At 69.5% G+C, this 19,738-nt stretch carries 22 protein-coding genes; 13 read left to right on the forward strand and 9 right to left on the reverse strand.

What is annotated here, in order from left to right; all coding sequences use genetic code 11:
* Positions 1–12: 12 nt before the first annotated feature.
* A complete protein-coding gene (locus CDO81_RS02130) occupies positions 13–522 on the reverse strand; it encodes a DUF1993 domain-containing protein (RefSeq protein WP_088481497.1) in 510 nt (169 codons plus the stop codon).
* A 125-nt stretch (positions 523–647) separates the two neighbouring features.
* Between CDO81_RS02130 and CDO81_RS02135 the strand changes: the two genes are divergently transcribed.
* Genes CDO81_RS02135 through CDO81_RS02145 form a run of 3 tightly spaced genes read left to right on the forward strand, consistent with a single transcriptional unit; the run spans position 648 to position 2,748 of the window.
* Positions 648–1,655: a D-2-hydroxyacid dehydrogenase family protein gene (locus CDO81_RS02135; protein ID WP_088481498.1), complete on the forward strand. Its 1,008-nt coding sequence runs from the start codon at positions 648–650 to the stop codon at positions 1,653–1,655.
* Between the two features lie 11 nt (positions 1,656–1,666).
* Positions 1,667–2,215 carry a chromate transporter gene (locus CDO81_RS02140; protein ID WP_241516812.1) on the forward strand — a complete coding sequence of 183 codons (549 nt, stop codon included), beginning with the start codon at positions 1,667–1,669 and terminating at the stop codon, positions 2,213–2,215.
* Positions 2,212–2,748 (forward strand): chromate transporter, encoded by a 537-nt coding sequence (locus CDO81_RS02145; protein WP_241516813.1) that lies wholly within the window; start codon positions 2,212–2,214, stop codon positions 2,746–2,748. The genes CDO81_RS02140 and CDO81_RS02145 overlap by 4 nt, the downstream gene beginning before the upstream one ends.
* A gap of 31 nt (positions 2,749–2,779) precedes the next feature.
* Here the strand turns inward: CDO81_RS02145 and CDO81_RS02150 are convergent, their stop codons facing one another.
* Positions 2,780–3,739, reverse strand: a complete 960-nt coding sequence (locus tag CDO81_RS02150; protein ID WP_088481500.1) for a GlxA family transcriptional regulator — start codon at positions 3,737–3,739, stop codon at positions 2,780–2,782.
* A 106-nt stretch (positions 3,740–3,845) separates the two neighbouring features.
* Between CDO81_RS02150 and CDO81_RS28595 the strand changes: the two genes are divergently transcribed.
* Together CDO81_RS28595 and CDO81_RS02160 are read left to right on the forward strand one after the other, a co-directional pair.
* Positions 3,846–4,448, forward strand: coding sequence for a DJ-1/PfpI family protein (locus tag CDO81_RS28595; RefSeq protein ID WP_158218137.1), 603 nt, complete (start codon positions 3,846–3,848; stop codon positions 4,446–4,448).
* Entirely contained in the window at positions 4,445–5,626 is a 1,182-nt protein-coding gene (locus CDO81_RS02160) for an acetylornithine transaminase (protein ID WP_241516814.1), read from the forward strand. Before CDO81_RS28595 ends, CDO81_RS02160 begins: the two co-directional genes overlap by 4 nt.
* A gap of 4 nt (positions 5,627–5,630) precedes the next feature.
* Here CDO81_RS02160 and upp read toward each other — a convergent pair whose 3' ends face one another.
* The 4 genes from upp to CDO81_RS02180 are packed head-to-tail and all read right to left on the reverse strand — an operon-like array spanning position 5,631 to position 8,597.
* Positions 5,631–6,263, reverse strand: a complete 633-nt coding sequence (gene upp / locus CDO81_RS02165; protein WP_088481502.1) for a uracil phosphoribosyltransferase — start codon at positions 6,261–6,263, stop codon at positions 5,631–5,633.
* 34 nt (positions 6,264–6,297) lie between these two features.
* Entirely contained in the window at positions 6,298–7,050 is a 753-nt protein-coding gene (gene rlmB / locus CDO81_RS02170; protein WP_088481503.1) for a 23S rRNA (guanosine(2251)-2'-O)-methyltransferase RlmB, read from the reverse strand.
* 15 nt (positions 7,051–7,065) lie between these two features.
* The gene (locus CDO81_RS02175; RefSeq protein ID WP_088481504.1) at positions 7,066–7,857 is read right to left on the reverse strand and encodes a polysaccharide deacetylase family protein; all 792 of its coding nucleotides are present in this window, start codon (positions 7,855–7,857) and stop codon (positions 7,066–7,068) included.
* A complete protein-coding gene (locus CDO81_RS02180) occupies positions 7,857–8,597 on the reverse strand; it encodes an acetyltransferase domain-containing protein (protein ID WP_088481505.1) in 741 nt (246 codons plus the stop codon). The genes CDO81_RS02175 and CDO81_RS02180 overlap by 1 nt, the downstream gene beginning before the upstream one ends.
* A gap of 102 nt (positions 8,598–8,699) precedes the next feature.
* Between CDO81_RS02180 and CDO81_RS02185 the strand changes: the two genes are divergently transcribed.
* The 3 genes from CDO81_RS02185 (at position 8,700) to CDO81_RS02195 (ending at position 11,434) form a co-directional block, all read left to right on the forward strand.
* Positions 8,700–9,794, forward strand: coding sequence for a S1C family serine protease (locus tag CDO81_RS02185; RefSeq protein WP_088481506.1), 1,095 nt, complete (start codon positions 8,700–8,702; stop codon positions 9,792–9,794).
* Between the two features lie 26 nt (positions 9,795–9,820).
* Positions 9,821–10,648 carry a hypothetical protein gene (locus CDO81_RS02190; RefSeq protein WP_088481507.1) on the forward strand — a complete coding sequence of 276 codons (828 nt, stop codon included), beginning with the start codon at positions 9,821–9,823 and terminating at the stop codon, positions 10,646–10,648.
* A gap of 72 nt (positions 10,649–10,720) precedes the next feature.
* The gene (locus CDO81_RS02195) at positions 10,721–11,434 is read left to right on the forward strand and encodes a YebC/PmpR family DNA-binding transcriptional regulator (protein ID WP_088481508.1); all 714 of its coding nucleotides are present in this window, start codon (positions 10,721–10,723) and stop codon (positions 11,432–11,434) included.
* Here CDO81_RS02195 and gcvA read toward each other — a convergent pair whose 3' ends face one another.
* Positions 11,435–12,355, reverse strand: coding sequence for a transcriptional regulator GcvA (gcvA, locus tag CDO81_RS02200; protein WP_144397115.1), 921 nt, complete (start codon positions 12,353–12,355; stop codon positions 11,435–11,437).
* Positions 12,356–12,496: 141 nt separating this feature from the next.
* Here gcvA and CDO81_RS02205 point away from each other — a divergent pair, with 141 nt between their 5' ends.
* From CDO81_RS02205 to CDO81_RS02220, 4 genes are all read left to right on the forward strand, one after another.
* The gene (locus CDO81_RS02205; protein ID WP_088482411.1) at positions 12,497–12,745 is read left to right on the forward strand and encodes a DUF2917 domain-containing protein; all 249 of its coding nucleotides are present in this window, start codon (positions 12,497–12,499) and stop codon (positions 12,743–12,745) included.
* Entirely contained in the window at positions 12,742–13,287 is a 546-nt protein-coding gene (locus CDO81_RS02210; RefSeq protein WP_088481510.1) for a GNAT family N-acetyltransferase, read from the forward strand. Before CDO81_RS02205 ends, CDO81_RS02210 begins: the two co-directional genes overlap by 4 nt.
* 109 nt (positions 13,288–13,396) lie before the next feature.
* A complete protein-coding gene (yjjJ, locus tag CDO81_RS02215) occupies positions 13,397–14,755 on the forward strand; it encodes a type II toxin-antitoxin system HipA family toxin YjjJ (protein WP_088481511.1) in 1,359 nt (452 codons plus the stop codon).
* Positions 14,752–15,636 (forward strand): alpha/beta hydrolase, encoded by an 885-nt coding sequence (locus tag CDO81_RS02220; protein ID WP_088481512.1) that lies wholly within the window; start codon positions 14,752–14,754, stop codon positions 15,634–15,636. The genes yjjJ and CDO81_RS02220 overlap by 4 nt, the downstream gene beginning before the upstream one ends.
* Positions 15,637–15,647: 11 nt before the next feature.
* Here the strand turns inward: CDO81_RS02220 and CDO81_RS02225 are convergent, their stop codons facing one another.
* Complete coding sequence (locus CDO81_RS02225; protein WP_158218138.1) at positions 15,648–17,123, reverse strand: outer membrane protein assembly factor BamB family protein; 1,476 nt, start codon at positions 17,121–17,123, stop codon at positions 15,648–15,650.
* Between the two features lie 280 nt (positions 17,124–17,403).
* On the opposite strand from CDO81_RS02225, the gene CDO81_RS02230 reads away from it, so the two are divergent.
* Positions 17,404–18,399, forward strand: a complete 996-nt coding sequence (locus tag CDO81_RS02230; protein WP_206602055.1) for an LLM class flavin-dependent oxidoreductase — start codon at positions 17,404–17,406, stop codon at positions 18,397–18,399.
* Between the two features lie 3 nt (positions 18,400–18,402).
* On the opposite strand, the gene CDO81_RS02235 is transcribed toward CDO81_RS02230, so the two are convergent.
* Entirely contained in the window at positions 18,403–19,662 is a 1,260-nt protein-coding gene (locus tag CDO81_RS02235; protein ID WP_088481513.1) for a putative Na+/H+ antiporter, read from the reverse strand.
* Between the last annotated feature and the right edge of the window lie 76 nt (positions 19,663–19,738).

A 19,738-nucleotide genomic window follows, 5' to 3' on the forward strand; every position in this document is an offset into this window, starting at 1 on the left:
GGACGCTGGCGTTCAGCCGCCCAGGTAGTCCGTCTTGCCCAGCGGCACGCCCGCGTGGCGCAGCAGCGCATAGGTCGTCGTGGCGTGGAAATAGAAGTTGGGCAGCGCGAAATGACGCAGGTAGGTCGATCCGTCGAACTTCAGCGGCTCACCGACCCGGCGCGGGATGGTGATCTCGCGCCCTTCGCTGCCATTGACCGCTGCGGCCGGCACCGACAGCACGTAGTCACGGGTCTTGCGGATGCGTTCGATGAGTTCGTCCAGCGTGGCCTCGTTGTCTTCGAACTTGGGCGGCTCCTGGCCAGACAGGCGCGCGATGCAGCCCTTGGCCGCGTCGCTCGCGATCTGGATCTGCTTGGTGAAGGGCAGCATGTCCGGGGCCAGGCGCAGCGTCAGGTAGACGTCGGTGGAGAACTTCTTGGCTTCGGCATGGGCCTTGGCGGCCTCCAGCCAGCTGAGCATGTTGCCCAGCATCTTGGCGAAGACGGGGGCGCTGGCGTCGTGCATGGAAATCGGGTTCATCGGGTCGGGCTCCATTGAGGGAAAACTATCGTAGCCAGCATGCCGGGACCCCGCATCCACCGAGGGCACAATGTCCCCAAACCTGCTGCCCCACGCACTCGCCGTTCGCTGCGCGGGCCCCCGCCATGAATGTGATCATCCTCGACGACTACCAGGATGCCGTGCGCAAGCTTCGCTGCGCGGCCAAGCTGGAGCCGCTGAACGCCAAGGTCTTCACCAACACCGTCAAGGGCATCGGCCAGCTGTCGGTCCGGCTGCGCGACGCCGAAGTGCTCGTACTCATCCGCGAACGCACCGCCTTCCCGCGGCAACTGCTTGAAAAACTCCCCAAACTCAAGCTCATCTCGCAGACCGGCCGGGTGGGCAGCCACATCGACGTCGACGCCTGCACGCGGCTGGGCATCGCGGTGGCCGAGGGCGTGGGCAACCCGGTGGCGCCGGCCGAGCTGACCTGGGCGCTGATCATGGCCTCGATGCGCCGCCTGCCCCAGTACATCGGCAACCTGAAGCACGGTGCCTGGCAGCAGGCCGGGCTCAAGGCCGCATCGATGCCGGCCAATTTTGGCGTCGGCATGGTGCTGCGCGGCAAGACGCTGGGCATCTGGGGTTACGGCAAGATCGGCCAGTTGGTGGCCGGCTACGGCCGGGCCTTCGGCATGCAGGTCATCGTCTGGGGCAGCGAAGCCTCTCGCCTGAGGGCCGAGGCCGACGGCTACCAGGCCGCGCCCAGCCGCGAGGCCTTCTTCGCCGGGGCCGACGTGCTGACCGTGCACCTGCGCCTGTGCGACGCCACCCGCGGCATCGTCACGCCGGATGACCTGGCCCAGATGAAGCCCACGGCGCTGTTCGTGAACACTTCCCGGGCCGAACTGCTCACCGAGGGCGCGCTGGTTTCGGCCCTGAACCGCGGTCGTCCCGGCATGGCCGCCATCGACGTGTTCGAGAGCGAGCCCATCCTGCAGGGCCACCCGCTGCTGCGACTGGAAAACGCCGTCTGCACGCCGCACATCGGTTATGTGGAGCAGGACAGCTACGAGCTTTACTTCGACGCTGCGTTCGACAACGTGCTGAACTTCATCCGCTCCGAGCCGACGAACATCGTCAATCCGGACGCCTTGAAGGTCATCCGCTGAAGGCGGCGCGCTTGAACCGCCCCACCTCCCTGCTGCAACTCTTCCTGGCCTTCACGCGCCTGGCCTTGCAAGGCTTTGGCGGCGTGCTGGCGGTGGCCCAGCGCGAACTCGTCGAGCGCCTGGGCTGGCTCACCAAGGAAGAGTTCGTCGAGACCCTCGCCATCGCCCAGGTGCTGCCCGGGCCGAATGTGGTCAACCTCTCCATGATGATCGGGGACCGTTTCTTCGGCCTGCGTGGCGCCGTGGTGGCCCTGGCGGGCATGCTGTCCGCGCCGGCCGTCATCGTGCTGGGGCTGGCGATGATCTATGGCCAGCTCGCCCAGCACCCGATGGCGGTGAACGCGCTGCGAGGCATGGGTGCGGTGTCGGCCGGCCTCATCCTGGCCACCGGCATCAAGCTGCTGCCCGCCCTCAAGACCAGCCCGCTGGGCCGGCCGCTGGCCCTCGGTCTGGCGGCCGCGGCCTTCGTGCTGATTGCCTTGCTGCGCTGGCCGCTCTTCCAGGTGCTGGCCCTGCTGGGCGGCACCGGCATGCTGGTGGCGTGGTGGAGGCTGCGTTGAACGTCGACCTCTTCAGCCTCTTCTTGCACTTCCTGACCCTGTCGCTGCTGTCCATCGGCGGCGCCATCACGACGGTGCCCGAGATGCACCGCTTCCTGGTGGATCGCACTGGCTCGCTGACCGACGAATCGTTCACCTCGTCCATCGCGCTGGCCCAGGCCGCGCCCGGCCCCAACATCCTGTTCGTGGCGGTACTCGGCTTCAACGTGGCGGGCCTGGCGGGTGCCGCAGCGGCCATGGCCGGCATCATGCTGCCCTCCAGCGTGCTGACGGTGGCGGCCACCCGCTGGGCCCGGGCGAATCGTGACCATCGCGCGGTGCGTGCCTTCTCCGCCGGCATGATGCCGCTGACCCTGGGCCTCATCGTCGCCACCGGCTGGCTGCTGGCCGCGCCCTTCCTGCGCGCCGAGGCGCACCGGTGGGGCGTGCTCGCGCTCATTGCCACCACGGTGGTGCTGACGCTGCGCACCCGGCTGGGCCTCGTGTGGATGGTGCTGGCTGGCGGCGTGGTGGGCGCACTCGGCCTGGTCTGACAGTCGACCAGCCGCTCAGCCGCTCAGCCGCTCAAGGCCGAAACGCCGCAGGCGGCCGCCCCAGCAGGCGCACAAACGCCCGCCGCATGCGCTCGGTGCTGCCGAAGCCGCAGTCCTGCGACACCCGCTGCACCGACCCCGCACCGCCCTCCAGCGCGGCCCGCGCTGCCTCCACCCGCAGCCGCTCCACCACCTGGGCGGGCGTGGCGCCGGTCTCGGCACGAAAGCAGCGCGCAAAGTGGCGGGGGCTCATGCAGGCGCGCTCGGCCAGGTCGTCCACGCGGTGCTCGGCGCGCAGGTCACGCCGCACCTCGTCCAGCAAGGCGCTGAAGCGGCCGTCCGGCCGCTGCAGCTCCAGCAGCGGCGAGAACTGCGACTGACCGCCCGGCCGGCGCCGCTCCACCACCAACTGCCGGGCCGCCTCACGGGCCACGTCTTCCCCGTGGTCATGCGCCACCAGGGCCAGGCACAGGTCGATGCCAGCCGTCATGCCGGCGCTCGTCCACAGTTCGGGCCAACCGCGCTCGCGCACCGCGGGTTCGCGCACATAGATGCGGTCAGGCTGCAATTGAACGGCCGGGAACTCGACCTCGAACTGCCGCCCTCGCGACCAATGGGTGGTCGCGCTGCGGTCATCGAGCAGGCCCGCGGCCGCGAGCACCAGGCTGCCGCTGCAGATGCTGGCGATACGCGCCCCTGAACGGGCCGCCCGTCGCAACCACCCCAGCAGGCGCTCGTCGCGGCAGGCCCCGTCCACGCCATCGCCACCGATCACCATGACCAGATCCAGCTCGCCCAGGCGCCGCGGCAGCGCCTGCACGGGCCAGTCCACACCGGCGGAACTGCGTGCGGCAGGCGGCGCACTGGCCACCAGCCGCCAGTCATAGCTGCCGGGGCGCTCCAGCCGCGCCACTTCGAACACGGCCATCGGGCCGGCCAGGTCCAGCTGCTGAAACCCGGGAAAGAGCACGAAGGCGATGCGGCAACTCATGCCGGCATCTTGGCAGAAAAGGTGGGAAGTGCGTCATGGCGGCCACGCGTGCGGCATCGCACACTGCCCGGCATCAACCCACGCACGCGGCAGGAGGCCGCTCCACATGCACATCGGCATCCTGGTGTTCGACGACATGGAACTGCTCGACATGGCCGGGCCTTACGAGGTCTTCACGACAGCGGCTCGGGTGCACGCCCGCGGCCAGGCAGCCGGCGCCAACCCGCTGTTCACCGTGACCACCATCGGCCGCAACCGCCGCCCCGTGCGCGCCCGGGCTGGCCTGCAGGTGCAGCCCGATGCGACCCTCAAGGAGCATCCGCCGCTGGACTGCGCCATCGTGCCCGGTGGCGTGGTGACCGCCGAGCTGCAGGACCGGCAAACGCTGGACTGGATCGGCCAGCAGCGGCGCTGCGCGCGCATCCTCGCCTCGGTCTGCACCGGCGCCCTGATGCTGGCCGAGGCCGGTGTGCTCGATGGCCTGGCCGCCACCACGCACTGGGAAGACCTGGACGAGCTGCGCCGCCTGCGCCCGGGGGTGCGGGTGCGCGAAGGCGTTCGATGGGTGGACGAAGGCGCGGTGGTGACCTCCGCCGGCATATCGGCCGGCATCGACATGTGCCTGCATCTCGTCGCACGGCTGCACACCCTCGAAATCGCCCGCGCCACCGCGCGGCAAATGGACTACGACTGGCAGGAGACCCCGTGAACGCGCTCGATCATCACCTCATCACCATCACCCAGCGCCCACCCACCGTCTTCGTCGAGGGCCACGGCGCCTGGCTGCAGGACGAATCGGGCAAGCGCCACCTCGACCTGGTGCAGGGCTGGGCGGTGAACTGCCTCGGCCACAGCCCGGCGGTCATCACCGAAGCACTGCTGGCGCAGTCACGGCGCCTGCTGAACCCCAGCCCGGCCTACTACAGCCGCCCGTTGCTGGCGCTTGCCGCGCGGCTGAGCGAGGTCAGCGGCTTTGATCGCGTCTTCCTGGCCAACTCCGGTGCCGAAGCCAACGAGGGGGCCGTGAAGCTGGCACGGCGTTGGGGCAGCCGTCATCGTGAGGGCGCGTTCGAGATCGTCGGATTCGAGCAGGGCTTCCACGGCCGCACGCTGGCCATGATGAGCGCCTCGGGCAAGCCGGGCTGGGGCGACATCTACGCGCCCATGCCCACGGGCTTCACCAAGGCGCGGCTCAACGACATCGGCTCGGTCGAGCGCGCGCTGTCGGCACAGACGGTGGCCGTCATGATCGAGTTCGTGCAAGGGGAGGCCGGCGTCGTCGTGGCCGACCCGGGATTCGTGCGCGAGCTGCGGGCGCTGACCGCCGAGCGCGGCGTGCTGCTCATGGCCGACGAGGTGCAGACCGGCGTGGGCCGCTGTGGGCCGGCCTTCGCCTTTGAGCATTACGGCGTCGAGCCCGATGTGATGACCCTGGCCAAGGGCCTGGGCGGTGGTGTGCCGCTGGCCGCCCTGCTGTGCCGCGAGCGCCTGAACTGCTTCGAGCCCGGCGACCAGGGCGGCACCTTCTGCGGCAACCCGCTGATGGCGGCCGTGGGCCTCGCCGTACTGGACACCGTCTGCCAACCGGCCTTCCTGGCTGGCGTGCACGCGCGGGCGGCCCAGCTCAGCGAAGGCCTCCAGGCCATCGTGCGTGAGCACGGCCTGGTCGGCGAACGCGGCCTGGGCCTGCTGCGCGCGTTGGAACTGCCCACGCCGGTCGCACCGGCCGTCGTCACCGCCGCCCAGGCGCTGGCGCCGGTGGGGCTGCTGCTGAATGCGCCCCGCCCTCACCTGCTCCGCTTCATGCCGGCGCTGAACATCAGCGCGGCCGAGGTGGATGAGGGGTTGGCGCTGCTGCGCCGCGCGTTGCGGGCAGCGGGGCTGTAGCCCTTTAGCCTTCCTTGGTGCCGAAGATCTTGTCGCCCGCGTCACCCAGGCCGGGAATGATGTAGCCCACGTCGTTGAGGTGGCTGTCGATGGCAGCCGTCCAGCAGCGAACGTCGGGGTGAGCGGCGTTCAGGGCTTTGACGCCCTCGGGGGCCGCCACCAGCACCAGGGCGCGGATGTCCTTGCAGCCGCGGGCCTTGAGCAGGTCGATGGTGGCGATCATGCTGCCGGCGGTGGCCAGCATGGGGTCGATGATGAGCGCCGTGCGGGCCTCGAGGTTGCCGACGAACTTGTCGAAGTAATTCACCGGCTTGAGGGTTTCGTGGTCGCGCGCGAGGCCCACCACCGACACCTTGGCGTTGGGCAGGATGTCCAGCACGCCGTCCAGCATGCCCAGGCCGGCACGCAGGATGGGCACCACGGTGACCTTGCGGCCCGCGATCTGGTCGACCTCGGCCGGGCCGCTCCAGCAGTTGATCGTCACCTTCTCAAGCGGGAAGTCCTCGGTCGCCTCGTAGGTCAGCAGCCGCGCCACCTCGCCCGTCAGCTCGCGGAACTTCTTGGTCGAGATGTCGGCCTCCCGCATCAGCCCGATCTTGTGCTTGACGAGAGGGTGTTTGACTTCGATGACGGCCATGGTGGGCTTCCCTTTTTCTACTGAGTAGTCGGAATTATCGACGGGCCGGCGCGGTGCGCTGGCGCAGCGCCTCGTACAGGCACACGCCCGAGGCGACGGACACGTTCAGGCTCTCCACCGCACCGGCCATCGGGATGCGCACGAGTTCGTCGCAGGTCTTGGCGGTCAGCTGGCGCATGCCCTCGCCTTCGGCGCCCAGCACGAAGGCGATGGGTCGATTGAAATCGAGGTCGTAGATGGATCGCTCGGCCTGGTCGGACGTGCCGACCACCCAGATGTCGCGCTCCTTCAACTCATTGAGCGTGCGCGCCAGGTTGGTGACCATCAGGTAGGGCACGGTCTCGGCGGCGCCGCTGGCGACCTTGGCCACGGTGGCATTCAGGCCGACTGCGCGGTCCTTGGGCGCGACCACCGCGTGCGCACCGGCCCCATCGGCCACGCGCAGGCAGGCGCCCAGGTTGTGCGGGTCGGTCACACCGTCCAGCACCAGCACCAGGGGCGGGCCCTGCACGGCGTCAAGCACGTCGTCCAGCGAATGCGGCTGCGCCAGGGCTGACACCCGGGCCACCACGCCCTGGTGGCGCGGGCTGCCGGCGAGCTGGGTCAGCCGCTCGTCGCTGCTCTCCACCAGCTTGGCCCCGGCCTCCTTGGCGCGCTCAATGAAGGCGCGCATGCGCTGGTCACGCCGGGCGGGGTCGAAATGCACTTCGGCCACCGAGCCGGGGTGGGTCTTGAGGCGGACGGTGACGGCGTGAAAGCCAAACAGGACGGACTTGGAAGAGCTCATGCCCCCATTGTCGGCTCAGCGGCCGGCCTGGCGGCGCGCGGCCTCCATGATGTTCACGAAGCTGTCGGTCCAGAAGCGGTCCTTGTGGCGGGCCAGGTGGTCCAGCAACTGGTCGTGCGCCTCGCGGGTGACGCTCAGGTGTTCGGCACCCACCCCATGGAAAAGCAGCGACACCAGGGCGCCCTGGGCCGCGGCCTGCTCCACCAGCGCGATGAGCTGCTCGCCGCTCATGCCCTCAACGAAGTAGACCGGCATGGCGTAAGGCTTCAGCTGGGCCGTGTCGCTCACCAGGCCGGGGCCTGCGGCGCGGTAGGCCACGAAATGCGGCTGCAGCGCGGTGACGAAATCCTGCCCGCCGGCGGTGAGGTCAAGACAGGGTGGCGTGAAGGTGCGACGGGTGCGCCCGTCCAGCGACTGCAGCCAGGTGTTGGCCGCCACGACGTGCTCCTGCACCTCGGCGGGCGTCTGCCGGTCGAGGTCGCGGTGCGGCAGCACCCAGTCGCGCCCCGGGCCGCGCGCGGAGCAACCGTGGAAGAGGCTGTGGTTGCCCAGTTCGTGGCCGGCAGCGGCAGCCGCCTTCCACTCGTGCTGGCGGCTCGGCAGCGTCGGACTGTTGATCGGCACATAGAAGCTCGCCCGCAGGCCACGCGCGTTGAGCGCTGGCACCACATGGTCGAGTTGGCTGGCCAGCCCATCGTCATAGCCCAGGCTGACGGCGGCGCGCGCGCCCTGGGGCCAGGCGAATGGCGCCGCCGCAGCGGCGCTGGCGAACAGCAGGCCGACCACGGCCGTCAGGAGCTTGTGCATCACGCGCCTTTCAGGAGTTGCACCGCCAGCAGGCCGCCAATCAGCACCGGCTGGTGGAGCATGTAGAAGCTGAGCGACCAGCGGCCCAGCACCACCAGCGGGCGGGGCGCCCCACCGGCCCAGCGCTGCGGCCATGCCCGGGTCACCACGAAACCCAGCAGCATCACGCCCAGCCACGGCAGCACGGGCACGTAGTCTTCCGTGATGGGCTTGTGGGTGACCAGGCCCAGCCAGTTGGTCCAGCGGGTGTCGAACAGGGGGCTCTGCACCAGACGCGGAGCCGCCAGCGCCAGCGCCGCCAGCGCCAGCAGCACCGCGGCTGGCCAGCGCGCGAGCCCCAGCCGCAGCAACAACAACATCACCGCGATGCCGTGCAGCACGCCAAAGCTGATCCAGCTCTGGGGGAACATGAACCACGACCCGAGCGACACCAGCACGGCACAGCCCGCCACCTGTGCCCAGCGCCGCCAGAAGCGCCGTGCGCTTTGCCCTGCCAGCACCGCGAAGGCCTGGCCGCCCCCGGCGCAGAACAGGAAGAGGCTGACGATGCAGGTGCGCTGCCACGTCCAGACCGGGTCGCGATAGAAGTCCTGGTGGATCCAGCCGAAGTGGTTGAGGTCAAAGCTGAAGTGAAAGATCGCCATCCAGACGATGGCCAGCCCCCGCAGGGCATCGAGGCGATCCAGACGTTCGGCAGAGACAGGCGGCACGGGTTTCAACGGTGGAGAGGAGGCCCGCATTCTGGCCGCTGAGCGGCCATCGCAGCGGCTGGCCCCGGCGCGACGGTTGAAGCTGCGGCAGCCGGCTCAAAATGCCGGGCGTCGTAACCCTTGATGCCAGCCATGGCCCTTGCACAGCCCCGCTTCGCCGCCGCCGCCCTGCTGGTGGCCTTCCTGCCGCCCCTGGCGCCGCCCGCGCCGGCCAAGACACCCGCCCAGCCTCGGGCGGTGAGCGCCCGCGGCGCGCTGGATGCCGAGGAGAACAACAACATCAGCGTGTTCAAGCGGGTGTCACCGTCGGTCGTGCACATCACGACCCTGGCGGTGCAGCGCGACTTTTTCTCGCTGCGCACCAGCGAACAGCCCAGCGGCACCGGCACCGGCTTCGTCTGGGACGACAGCGGCCACATCGTCACCAATTTCCACGTCATCCAGGGCGGCGACCGCGCCACCGTGACGCTGAACGACCAGAGCAGCTACCCGGCTCGCCTGGTGGGCGCCTTTCCGGACCGCGACATCGCCGTGCTGCGCATCGAGGCACCGCGCGACAAGCTGCCGGCCATCGCGGTGGGCAGCAGCCGTGACCTGCAGGTCGGCCAGAAGGTCTACGCCATCGGCAACCCCTTCGGACTGGACCAGACGCTCACCACCGGCATCGTCTCGGCGCTCAACCGGGAGATTGAGTCCGTCACCCGACGCACGATCAAGGGCGCCATCCAGACGGATGCGGCCATCAACCCGGGCAACTCCGGCGGGCCGCTGCTGGATTCGGCCGGCCGGCTCATCGGCGTGAACACCGCCATCTACAGCCCGAGTGGCGCCAGTGCCGGCATCGGCTTTGCGATCCCCGTGGACGAGGTCAACCGCATCGTGCCGCGGCTGATCCGCGATGGCCGCTTCATCCGCCCGGCGCTGGGCGTGACCGCCGGCCCTGACAACATCGCCAAGGCCCTGGGGGCGCCCAAAGGCGTGTTGCTGGTGAACGTCGCCAGCGGCAGCCCGGCGGCGGCGGCCGGGCTGCAGCCTTTCGGGCGGGACCGCAACGGGCGCATCGTGCAGGGTGACGTGATCACCGCCGTCGACGGCCAGGCGGTGGCCGACCTCGACGACATGCTCTCGGTGCTTGAAACCCGTCAGATCGGCGAGAAGGTCACGCTCACCGTCTGGCGTGCGGGCCAGACGCGCAAGGTGGCGGCGACACTGGGCAGCTCGGACTGATCGGAACCAAGCCTGCCCACGCCCACATGAACCCGGAGCTGCTGAAACGCTGGGAAAGCCTCACCAGCGCTGCCGCTGGCGATGCCCGCGCAGCGGCCCGGTGGGGCAAGCTGCGCCGGATGCTGGGCGTGGCCAGCGCGTCGCTGCTGTTCGCCTTCGTGGCGCTGACCCTCGTCAACGCGGCGGCTGGCCTGACGGTGGCCCTGCTGGTGCTCGGTGTCGCCACGGGCGTCGCGACCGCGTGGGCCTATCGCGAGGTCCATGCCGTGAGCCGGCTGGCCGACGCGCGCCAGCAGGAGATGCAGGCCATCATCGAGGCGGTCGAGCAGCATGAGAAAACCCCGCGCACCCCACTGGCCATCGGCTTTGCCAACCTGTGCGGCCCGGAGATGGATGACCTCGTCCGGCAGGACGCTGAACGACTCGGCCCCCTCTTCATGCGTGCCCGCGTGCCGGCGCACCGCCAGATCCCGAGCGCCGAGGTGCTGTTCGTCTATGCCCACCTGAACGAGGACGGCACGCTGCAAGGCCCGAAGGCGGTCGGCGTGCGGCAGATCGTGCAGACGACGCATGCCGCCATCGTGGTGGTGGCCAGCCCGAACTCACCCCAGAGCATTCGCAACGCCGTCGGCCTGCGCGGCCCACGCTCGGCCAACCTCGTGTTCACGATCGACCGTCGAGGCGACAGCTTCGGGCGCTTCTTCCGCAGTCTCTTCGAGAAGATGCAGGCCGGCGACGACATGCTGGGCGCCTGGGCGACCCTCGCACCCCAGCAGCCCGGCGGCGGTGGCAGCGATGCGCCGGCCACGATCCTGGCGGCTGAAGGTGGGAAGATCGCGTTCCCGCGCGATTGAGCCCTCGGCCGACGCGCTGCCCGCACGCCGGGCCCTCCTCTCCCCTGCAACTCTGAAGACTGGATCGAGCCCATGGGCGCGCAATGGAAAGCCAAGCACAAGGACATCGCGGCCAATGCCAAGGGCAAGCTGTTCGGCAAGCTGGCCAAGGACATCATGATCGCGGCGCGCAACGGCGCCGACCCCAAGGACAACGCCAAGCTGCGCATGGCCGTCGAGGCGGCGCGCAAGGTCTCCATGCCCAAGGACACGCTGGACCGCGCCATCAAGAAGGGCGCCGGCCTGACCGGTGAGACCGTGCACTTCGAGCAGGTCATCTACGAAGGCTTTGCGCCGCACCGCGTGCCCGTCATGGTGGAGGTGCTGACCGACAACACCAACCGCGCGGCGTCCGACATGCGCGTGCTGTTCCGCAAGGGCCAGCAAGGCACGCCGGGCTCGGTGAGCTGGGACTTCGACCACCTCGGCCTGATCGAGGCCGAGCCGGCCGCCCCCGGCGCCGATGCCGACATGGCCGCCATCGAAGCCGGCGCGCAAGACCTGGTGCCGGCTGACGAAGACGGCATCACGCTGTTCCTGACCGACCCTGCCGATCTGGACCTCGTCAGCCGGGCGCTGCCGGCCCAGGGCTTCACGGTGCTGAGCGCCAAGCTCGGCTACCGCCCCAAGAACCCGGTCGACCCGGCCAGCCTCACCGCGGAGCAGCTGGAAGAGGTGGAGAGCTTTCTTGCCGCGATGGACGACAACGACGACGTCCAGCACGTCTACGCCGGCTTGGGCGGTTGATCAGCCGCCGGTGCCGCACTGTTCGAGCAGCCACCGCTCGAACGCCTTGACGGCCGGACGTGCGCGCGCAGCCGGGTCGATGATGAGCCGGTAGACCCGCGCCGAGGCGATGCCGGCGTCGAACGGCGTCACGAGTTGCCCGCTGGCCAGCAGGGCATCCACCAGCGGCCGGCGCCCCAGGGCCACGCCCTGCCCTGCCACGGCAGCGGCAATGGCCTCCGCATAGCTTGAGAAGCTCAGCCGCGCGACCGGCCGCAAGTCCGCCAGGCCCCAGGCATTGAGCCACGGCTCCCACTCGGCTGGCATGCCAGGGCTGTCGCCGTCCATCGCCAGGTGCAGCAAGGTGTGACGCGCCAGGTCGGCCGGTTCGCGCAGCGGCAGGCCCAACTCGCTCACCAGGCGCGGGCTGCACACCGGCAGCATGGCTTCGGCAAACAGCGGCTGCCCCTGACCGCTGCCCACCGGGCTGTAGCGGATGGCCAGGTCAAAACCTTCGCTGGCCAGGTTGCGGTTGCCCAGGCCCGCATCCAGCCGCACGTCCACGCCCGGATGGGCACGGGTGAAGGCGGTAAGCCGGGGAATCAGCCACAGCGACGCGAAGCCCGGCGTGGTCGTCAGGGCCAGCACCTGGCGTTGATGAGGCTCGCGCACCGTCCGCACCGCCACCCTCAGCGTGTTCAGGGCAGCAGCACAGGCGGCATGCAGGCGCTGGCCGTCCTCGGTCAGCACCAGGGCCCGGTGCCGGCGCTCGAACAGCGGCACGCCGAGGGCCTCTTCCAGCGCACGGATCTGCCGGCTGATGGCCGACTGCGTCACGAAGCGCTCCTGCGCCGCCTGGGTGAAGCTCAAGTGCCGGGCAGCAGCCTCGAACGCTGCCAGCAGCGGCAGGGGCGGCAGATGGTCAAGCGGCTTGTCTTGCATGAGCTGGAGGAATGCAAAGCCTTCCAAACCATCGTTTGTCGGCTGTGAGAAGAGTCGCCACTATCCGCGCCAGATCACGACCTTGCAAGCATGACTTCCATGCATGCGTCAGGTCCACACCGCAACGCCCAGGAGGCTGCCATGCTGATCGACGTCGCCCACACCCGCCTGCTGCTGCAACGCGGCCAGACCTCTCGCCTGCCCCAGGCCGGCGCCATCCAGCTCTGCAGCGCAGCCGGCACGGTGTGGATCACGCTGGACCACGATCTGCGCGACATCGTGCTTGAACCCGGCCAGTGCTTCGCCACACCGGGTGACCGGGGCGTGACGATCAGCGCCCTCAGCGGGCCGGCGGTGCTGGACTTGCGTCCGTCGCGGGGCCGGGCATGAGGGCGACCCTGTCGAGGCCCGGCGCCTCGCCGCTGACGCCGGTCTGGCCTGACGCGCGCGGCACCCGGCTGCGGCTGCTCGCACCGGAGGACGTCGAAGCGGAGCGGCGCTTCTTCAACGACTTGTCCCTGAACTCGCGCCACCAGCGCTTTCATGTCGGCCTGCGGGAGCTGAGCCCAGCCCTGCTCACGCTGCTGACCGAGGTGGACCAACAACGACATCGCGCGTGGATCGTCGAACAGCTGGGCGCGCCCACGCCCACCTTCATCGCAGATGCCCGTTTTGTGTCGGACGCCGCCGAGCCGGGCCGGGCGGAGTTTGCGCTGGCGGTGGCCGACGCCTGGCAGGGCCGCGGCCTGGGCCGCCGGCTGCTGGCCCACCTGCAGGCGGATGCCCGCGCGCAGGGCGTGCACACCCTCTTCGGCGAGGTGCTGGCCGAGAACCGACGCATGCTCGCCCTGATGCGTGACGCGGGCATGCGCCTGCAACCGCATCCGGCCGACGGGTGGTTGATCCGCGGCATCTGGACGGCGCCAGATTAACTCCATCATTCAAGACATGAAATCAGAATACTTCCACTCAACTCTTTGACATATATAGAGTTTTTGCACAAAAATTCAGGTCTAAATTCAGGACAAGCCCTCCTGCCACATGACCGCCGACCTGCCCTCACTCCAACGCCTGCTGCGCCTGCGCGGTCCGCTGGGCCTGGTCGAGATTGCCGCCACCTTGGGCTGCTCAACCAAGACCGTGCAACGGCTGGTGGTAGCCGCCGCCGATGCGGTGGTGGCGGCCGGGCAGACGCGCCGCCGGCGCATCGCCTGGCGCAGGGACTACCGCGGCCAGGTGCAGACCGTGCCCGTCTACCGCATCGACAGCGAGGGCCGGGCCCAGACGGTCGGCCTGCTCAGGCCCACGGCCCCGGGCGGGTGCCACGTCGAGGTCACGTCACCCGCCTGGCCCACGCCGGCCGAGAGCCGCGATGGCTGGTACGACGGTCTGCCCTACCCGCTGGCTGACTTGCGTCCCCAAGGCTTCCTCGGGCGCGCCTGGGCACGGCAGTACGGTCCGGCACTGGCCTTGCCAACGGACCCACGACAGTGGGACGACGACGCGCTGCTGCTGAGCCTGACCCACCTCGGCCACGACCTGCCCGGCCACCTGCTCCTGGGCGACGCGGCCCTGCGCCACCATCTCGACACCCTTGTGCAGCCCGAGGCGCCGCTGCCAGCGCAGGATCTGGCCCGCCGCTATGCCGAGATGGCTGACCGGGCCATGGCCGGCGCCCTGCCCGGTTCGTCGGCCGGCGGCGAGTTCCCGAAGTTCACGGTCGCCCGCGAACACCCCGGCGCGGCCACGCCACATTGCGTGGTGAAGTTCAGCGGCGCCGATGACTCGGCCACGGTGCAGCGCTGGCGTGACCTGCTGGTGTGCGAGCACCTGGCGGCCCAAGCCCTGGGTCAGGACGCCGCCCGCACCCGGCTGCTGGCGCACGACAACCGGCACTTCCTGGAGAGCGAGCGCTTCGACCGCATCGGCCTGCACGGGCGATGCGGCGTGGTCAGCCTGGAGAGCGCCAATGCCGGACTCATCGGCGCTGCCAGCGACGACTGGACCACCGTCGCCCAGGCCCTCGCTCGCCAAGGCCTGCTGAGCCCCGCTGACGCCGAGGCTGTGGCGCAGCGGCAGCTGTTTGGCCAGCTGATCGGCAACACCGACATGCACGGCGGCAACCTCGGCTTCTTCTGCGATGCCGATGGCCTACGGCTGGCCCCCAGCTACGACCAATTGCCGATGCGGTACGCCCCACTCGCGGGCGGCGAAGTGCTGTCGCCACCGCTCACGCCCAGCCTGCCCCTGCCAGCCGAGCGCGAGCGCTGGGCCCAGGTGGCGCCCCGCGCGCTGGCCTTCTGGCAGGCGGCGTCAGCAGACGAGCGCATCAGCCCCGCCTTCCGCGAGTTGTGCAGCGCCAACGCCGCCACGCTTCGGCAGGTGATGAGCCTCGCATGAGGCGCACTGCCCGATGGCTGCTGGCGCTGCTCGTCGTCAGCCTCGCACTCACGGTGGCGGCCTCGCTCATCGTCGGTGAATGGCTGACCCGCCCCGTTCGAAGCGTCATCGGGCCGCTGCCAGCGGGGCTGCTGGCCGAGGAGGTTCACCTGCCGGTCACACCCGGACAAGCCATCGCCGGCTGGTTCCTGCCGGGCCGACCTGGCGAGGGCGCCGTGCTGCTGCTGCATGGTGTGCGCGGCAACCGGCTGCAGATGCTCGCCCGCGCGCGCTGGCTGCAACAAGAAGGCATTGCCAGCTTGCTGGTGGACCTGCCCGCCCATGGCGAGAGCGACGGTAAGCGCATCGGATTCGGTCGCCTCGAAGCACCGGCTGTCGACGCAGCCCTGGCCTGGTTGCGCATCCGCTGCCCCGGCGAGCGCATTGGCGGCCTGGGGGTGTCGCTGGGGGGCGCGTCGTTGCTGTTCGCCGCGCGGCAGCCTGAGCTGGATGCCCTGGTGATCGAGTCGGTCTACCCGAGCTTCGACGATGCCGTGCGCAACCGGCTGGCCATGCGCCTGGGGATGCCTGCAGCTAGCGCCCTCACGCCGATGATGCTGGCCCAGGTGCCCTGGCGGCTGGGTTTCGGTGCCGACCAGCTGCGTCCGCTGGATGCCATCCGCGCCGTGCGCGCACCGCTGTTCGTGGCCGCGGGCGCTGAAGATCGCCATACGCCATGGCGCGAGACCGAAGCCCTCTTCGCTGGGGCGGCCGGCCCCAAAACCTTGATGCCGGTTGCAGGTGCCGCCCACGTCGACCTGCACGCCTTCGACGCCCCGGCCTACGAAGCCCGCCTGGGGCCCTGGTTGCATCAGGCGTTGAGGCGCAGCAGCGGGCCCTGAAAGACCGCGCCCTACTTCAGCCGGATGGCCACCAGCCGGCCATCGCTTTCGCGGGCACCCGTGGCAATGTAGAGCGTACGCCCGGCGGATATCGCCAGCATGCCGGGCGCCGGGTAGGTCCACACGGCCTGGCGGGTCTTCAGGTCCAGCGCATACACATTCCGGTCGGTACTGACGAACAGATGTGTCTTGGTGAGCACCAGATTGCGATGGAACTCACTGTCAGTGCCAGCTGGCGGCGACCAAGACCACGCGACCTGACCCGTGGATTCATCGATGGCGTCGAGGGCCGCGGGGTTGTTGCGCGCTGCATAGACAAAGCCGGCGCCGACAGCCGGCGCGGTCAAGTAGGCACTGGCCGTCGACCATTCGTACTTGGCCGCGCTGATCGAGAAGCTGGACAGCTTGCGCTGCTCGTACTGCTCCGTGTTGCTGCTCGCGCGTCCACTGAAGGCGCCACCCGCGAAAGCGATGACATTGCCACGGCTGCCCAAAACGGGGGCACCGTGGTAGCTGTAACCGGACTGCCCGCCGAAAGGATCAGCGATGCGCGCCTTCTCGGCGCCCGTGACCTTGTCAAACACAAAGAGGCTCGCGCCGTTGTGGTGATAGACCGCCTGGTCATCCACGGCCGGCGTGAACATGTCCCACACACCGTTGGGCATGGCCGACCACCTGAGGGCACCGTCGCCGCTGGCATAGGCTTTGATCTGGCCGCCGTAGTAGCCACTGCCCTGGTAGACGGCATCTCCCATGACTGTCGGGGCCAGGAAGTGAGGCCATTGGCCTTCGAACGGTGACTTGAACTGGAACACGCCCGTCTCAAGATCAAACGCCCACAGGTAGGTCGCCTCATGACCGGTGACGGCGGCGTAGACCTTGGTGTCGCCCACAGCAGGCGGATTGAACGCCGGCACATTGCCCATGCTCTGCTGCCAAACGACGCTGCCATTGGCCTCGCTCAGCGCGTACAGGCGCGCCTCGCCGAAATACACATCGGTCGTGACAAGCACCTTGCCCGCCTTGGTGACCACCGGATTGATGCCGCCAATGGGCTCGCTGCCCACCGGGCGCCGCCACTCCCAAGCCTTGGAGAACTTGGCCGGATCAAGCCGAATGGCCACTTCGCCGCTGTGGCGGGCATTGGCCTGGTGGGTGGCCCAGTCAGGCACTGCGGCCACGTTCAGCTCATAGGCGACAGACGCGGGCGCGCTGCTGAACGGCTGGGCACAGGCTGCATCCCTGCAGGCGCGCAGCTCCAGTGTGCCGGCGCGCTTGCCGGGCTCCAATGTGGCCAGCGTGGCGATGTCCAGTGCGATGCGGTTGTCAGGGCTTGCCGCCTGCACTGCCGGCAGGCTGAAGCTGGCGCTGGCATCGCGCAACTGCAGGTACACCGGGCCGGTGCCTGCAAACGTCCATTGCCCTTCGAGCTTCAAGCCCAGCACATCGCCGGCTGCCAGGTCCTGCTTGATAGCCGCGGTGCTCAAGGTCACCTGCGCCATCGGCTCCGGTGCGGGGCTGGCACCGCCGCCACCGCCACAACCCATCAAACCTGCCGCTAACGCGCAGGCAACCATCCACCGCATGGTCTGCATGACCTCACTCCCTGATTCAAGATTGATGTTGTCGTCGCACACAGCGCCCGAGAGGCGCCGCGCACTGTAGGCCAGATGCAAACGCCCAGCCTGATGGGACTGTACGTGAGGCCGCACCGGGTCTGTTGCCCTCCCCAAGACAAGGCCGGGCAGCCCTTGGCAAGATGCCACCATGTCGACCCTGCCCCCGCTCTCCATCCTCGATCTCGCGCCCGTCGTTGACGGCGACACCACCCGCCAGGCCCTGCTGAACAGCATCGACCTCGCCCGGCTGGCCGACCGGCTGCGCTACCGGCGCTACTGGGTGGCCGAGCACCACAACATGGAAGGCGTGGCCAGTTCCGCCACGGCGGTGCTGCTGGGTCAGCTGGCGGCAGCCACCTCACGCATCCGCGTCGGGGCGGGCGGCATCATGCTGCCCAACCATGCGCCGCTGACCATTGCCGAGCAGTTCGGCACGCTGGCTGAACTCTTCCCCGGCCGTATCGACCTGGGCCTGGGCCGGGCGCCCGGCACCGACCGCCCCACGATGCGGGCGCTGCGGCGCAGCCTGGAGAGCTCAGGTGAAGATGCTTTCCCGAATGACGTGCTGGAGTTGCAGGCCTACCTCGCCGCCCCGCGCGACGATGCCCCCGTGCGCGCCGTGCCGGGCCAGGGCACCGAGGTGCCGCTCTGGCTGCTCGGCTCCAGCCTGTATGGCGCGCAGCTCGCGGCCTATCTCGGCCTGCCGTTCGCGTTTGCCTCGCACTTCGCGCCCGAGATGCTGATGCAGGCGCTCGAGATCTACCGCAGCAACTACCGCCCGAGCCCCCGCCACCCCAAGCCGCATGCGGCTGTCGGCCTGAACGTCATCGTGGCGCCGACAGACGAGGAGGCGCGCCGGCTGTTCACGTCCGCCCAGCAGCGCTTTCTCGGCATGGTGCGCGGCCGGCGCGGCAAGCTGCCGCGGCCGGTCGAGAGCATGGATGCGCTGTGGACGCCGTCGGAGCAGATGCAGGTCGAGCGCATGCTGAGCGAATCGGTGGTGGGCTCGCCCGTCACCGTGCGCGCCGGGCTGCGCGCCACCGCCGAACGCACCGGGGCCGATGAGTTCATCGTGGCCTGCGCCGTGCACGACCACGCACTGCGCCGACGCAGCTACGAGCTGCTGGACGAACTCGCCGCTTGAGGATCAAAGCAGCAGGAAGGCGGCTGCCGCCACCGCCGTGGGCAGCAGTGCGCCCAGCAGCAGCGAGCCCGCGCCCACCGATTCATCCGCGAAGCCGCGCTTGAGCAAGGCCAGGCCTGCGGGGTTGGGTGCGTTCGCAATCACCGTCAGGCCGCCACCCGCCACCGCGCCGGCCACCAGCATGTACTGGGCCGAAGCGGAGATGCCTTCGATCTGCGAGCCCAGGTAGGTCAGCGCCGCGTTGTCGGTCACCGCCGTCAGGCCCAGGGCGCCGAAGAACAGCGCCAGCGGCTCCAGCCCCGACACCAGCGGCTGCAGCCACCAGCGCTGCAGCCCGCCCAACACCACCAGGCCCGCGAGGAAGAAGGCCACCAACAACGCCTCCTTCAGCAGCAGCGGCGACTGATGCCGCTCGTAGGCCTGGGCGAAGCCGAGAAACAACAGGAACAAGCCCAAGAAAGCCACCGGGTGGTGGGCCAGCATCACGACGCCGGCGAGCAAAGCCAGGTGAACAAGGATGACGCCCACGGGCACGGGCGGCGGCGCTTGGGTGTCGGTGGCGAGGGGCGCGGCAGCCAGGTGCCGGCGCAGCACGAAGGCTGCCAGCGTGGCGTTCAGGACCACAGCGGCCGCGGCCTTCCAGCCAAAGGTCGCCAGCATGTGGGCACTGTCCCAGCCCCAGGTGCCGGCGACCATCAGCACCGGCGGCGCCGCGTAGGAGGTCAGCGTGCCACCAATGGAGACGTTGACGAACAGCACGCCCAGCGCAAAGTACTTCGGCGTCTCCGGCAGGGCCTGGCGGAACACCACGGGCGCCAGCATCAAGGCTGCGATGGTCATGGCGGCCGGCTCGGTCACCAGCGAGCCCATCAGGGGCACCACGGCCAGGCCGAGCCAGGCGGTGGCCAGGGCGGCAGGCATGGGCATCAGCTTGACGCACAGGTCAATGACCCCGCGCACGGCCTGCAGCACCGGGCGCGAGCCCGCGATGACCATCACGACGAAGACGAACAGTGGCTCGGTGTAGTTGCGGGTCTCGGCGTAGGCCAGGGCCTCGGCGCCGCCCGACATGAAGGCCATCGTGAAGACAAGGATGATGGCCCAGAAGCCGAACACCACCTCGACCTCGCCGAGCAGGTGCAACAGGCCCGCGTGCTGCGGCACGCGATGCGCCAGCCGCTCGAAGAGCTTGGCCGAGAAGGTGTGGAGGACCGCCGCCGCAAAGAGGCCGGCCGCAAGCAGTTCAACAGCAGTGGGATGCATGAAATGTCCAGCAAGGAACCCGCGAGGCGGCCCGACCTTCGCGCAATGCCTGCCACCCCTGCCGGGCGGCACCCGG

Origin of the sequence: Roseateles puraquae (genome assembly GCF_002205845.1) — a bacterium.
Lineage (GTDB): Bacteria > Pseudomonadota > Gammaproteobacteria > Burkholderiales > Burkholderiaceae_C > Pelomonas > Pelomonas puraquae.

What these genes read in the sequence shown, in the direction of transcription:
- CDO81_RS02130 (WP_088481497.1), bottom strand. Translation starts at nt 522, where the DNA reads ATGAACCCGATTTCCATGCACGACGCCAGCGCCCCCGTCTTCGCCAAG.
- CDO81_RS02135 (WP_088481498.1), top strand. Translation starts at nt 648, where the DNA reads ATGAATGTGATCATCCTCGACGACTACCAGGATGCCGTGCGCAAGCTT.
- CDO81_RS02180 (WP_088481505.1), bottom strand. Translation starts at nt 8,597, where the DNA reads ATGCGGGCCTCCTCTCCACCGTTGAAACCCGTGCCGCCTGTCTCTGCC.
- gcvA (WP_144397115.1), bottom strand. Translation starts at nt 12,355, where the DNA reads ATGCAAGACAAGCCGCTTGACCATCTGCCGCCCCTGCCGCTGCTGGCA.
- rlmB (WP_088481503.1), bottom strand. Translation starts at nt 7,050, where the DNA reads ATGAGCTCTTCCAAGTCCGTCCTGTTTGGCTTTCACGCCGTCACCGTC.
- CDO81_RS02220 (WP_088481512.1), top strand. Translation starts at nt 14,752, where the DNA reads ATGAGGCGCACTGCCCGATGGCTGCTGGCGCTGCTCGTCGTCAGCCTC.
- CDO81_RS02210 (WP_088481510.1), top strand. Translation starts at nt 12,742, where the DNA reads ATGAGGGCGACCCTGTCGAGGCCCGGCGCCTCGCCGCTGACGCCGGTC.
- yjjJ (WP_088481511.1), top strand. Translation starts at nt 13,397, where the DNA reads ATGACCGCCGACCTGCCCTCACTCCAACGCCTGCTGCGCCTGCGCGGT.
- CDO81_RS02230 (WP_206602055.1), top strand. Translation starts at nt 17,404, where the DNA reads ATGTCGACCCTGCCCCCGCTCTCCATCCTCGATCTCGCGCCCGTCGTT.
- CDO81_RS02185 (WP_088481506.1), top strand. Translation starts at nt 8,700, where the DNA reads ATGGCCCTTGCACAGCCCCGCTTCGCCGCCGCCGCCCTGCTGGTGGCC.
- CDO81_RS02195 (WP_088481508.1), top strand. Translation starts at nt 10,721, where the DNA reads ATGGGCGCGCAATGGAAAGCCAAGCACAAGGACATCGCGGCCAATGCC.
- CDO81_RS02175 (WP_088481504.1), bottom strand. Translation starts at nt 7,857, where the DNA reads ATGCACAAGCTCCTGACGGCCGTGGTCGGCCTGCTGTTCGCCAGCGCC.
- upp (WP_088481502.1), bottom strand. Translation starts at nt 6,263, where the DNA reads ATGGCCGTCATCGAAGTCAAACACCCTCTCGTCAAGCACAAGATCGGG.
- CDO81_RS28595 (WP_158218137.1), top strand. Translation starts at nt 3,846, where the DNA reads ATGCACATCGGCATCCTGGTGTTCGACGACATGGAACTGCTCGACATG.
- CDO81_RS02205 (WP_088482411.1), top strand. Translation starts at nt 12,497, where the DNA reads ATGCTGATCGACGTCGCCCACACCCGCCTGCTGCTGCAACGCGGCCAG.
- CDO81_RS02190 (WP_088481507.1), top strand. Translation starts at nt 9,821, where the DNA reads ATGAACCCGGAGCTGCTGAAACGCTGGGAAAGCCTCACCAGCGCTGCC.
- CDO81_RS02150 (WP_088481500.1), bottom strand. Translation starts at nt 3,739, where the DNA reads ATGAGTTGCCGCATCGCCTTCGTGCTCTTTCCCGGGTTTCAGCAGCTG.
- CDO81_RS02235 (WP_088481513.1), bottom strand. Translation starts at nt 19,662, where the DNA reads ATGCATCCCACTGCTGTTGAACTGCTTGCGGCCGGCCTCTTTGCGGCG.